This window comes from Kaistia adipata DSM 17808, assembly GCF_000423225.1.
Taxonomy (GTDB): Bacteria; Pseudomonadota; Alphaproteobacteria; order Rhizobiales; family Kaistiaceae; genus Kaistia; species Kaistia adipata.
The window spans coordinates 1-1,322 of record NZ_AUHO01000003.1 but is presented as its reverse complement, the minus strand read 5'-3'; the positions used below and the strand labels follow the sequence as shown (position 1 = coordinate 1,322).

Genomic DNA, 1,322 nt, shown 5'->3' with positions numbered 1-1,322 from the left:
AGGGAGTAGAATATAAATTGTGTCTTTTAATAAAATATTTTAGAGGCATAATAAAAATTTTTAATATTTTTTAAATTAATGATAACATAAAACCTAAAAGACTAAACTAACCAGGAGGTCTGTAAAATGGAAAACTTAGACTTAGATTTAGAAAAAGTTTTAAGTGAAATCTCAAAAATTGAATCAAAAGAGGGTATCAAAATGGCTGCTGCACTCCTCTTAAACGCTCTCATGAAAAAAGAAAGAGAAATATTCCTTAGAGATAGTATTGATAATAAAGCTAATGGTTACTATGAAAGACAACTTGCCTGTTTCTTAGGTAACCTTGGTATCTCTGTCCCAAGAGATAGAAAATCTGAATTCAGACCTGCTATTCTTCCTCCTGAATGGCAAAAAGCTGATGAATCCTTCCAGGACTTTATCCTTAACCTCGTTCTCCAAAGCTACTCCCCCAATAAAATCAAAGCCCTCTTGCAATCTATGAAACTCCCCTACTCCCCAGAACAAATAGAAGAAATTAAAGAAGAATTGTATAACCAAGCCAAAGAATTAAAAACCAAAGAATTGCCAGAAAATTTGTTTGCTATGTTTATAGACGCTTATCATACTCAGATAAAAGATACCGAAGCCAACAGAATCAGAAAAGCAGTTATTTATAATATCATCGGGATAGATATGGAGGGAAGAAAAAATTTACTTTCTTATTACATTTATTTTGGTTCAGAGACGAAGGAGGACTGGCTCCAGATACTTAATGATTTGATAAAGAGGGGAGTTAAGAGGGTTATGGTAATAGTGAGTGATGATTTTCCTGGCCTTACTCAAGCCATAAAAGCCCTCTTTCCTGAGACAGATCATCAGCTTTGTTTTGTACACATGCAAAGGAACATCAACAGGAACATGTCTAAGCAGGATGCTAAAAAATTTTATGAGGAGTTAAGCATTATAAAGAGGATAGAGGAGTATGAGAGGGCCTTAAATAGATTTGAGGAATTATGTAAGAGTTATGAGAAGAAGTATCCAGCTTATATAAAGGGACTTTTGAAAAAGAAGGAGCATTATTTTGTTTATAAGAAATATCCTGAGGGGGTGAGGAGGTATATATACACGACGAATGTGGTTGAGAATATAAATAGCAGGATAGAGCTGATAAGGGTAAATACAGGGGGATATTTTCAATCAATCAAGACAGCAGAGGTTGCGATATACATAACAGTAAGTCGGATTCAGAAAACGAGATGGCAAAAACCACTTCCTTTAATTAAGTCTGCTTTATACGAATTGAGGCAAATGTTTGTAAAGAGATTTTATAAGGAGACACA

The 1,322-nt window shown here is 34.2% G+C and carries 1 protein-coding gene; it reads left to right on the top strand.

Annotation, left to right across the window (positions count from 1 at the left end; genetic code table 11):
* Positions 1 to 126: 126 nt before the first annotated feature.
* On the top strand, positions 127 to 1,322 hold a 1,196-nt coding region (locus tag G539_RS26455), incomplete at its 3' end, for an IS256 family transposase (protein ID WP_156911682.1).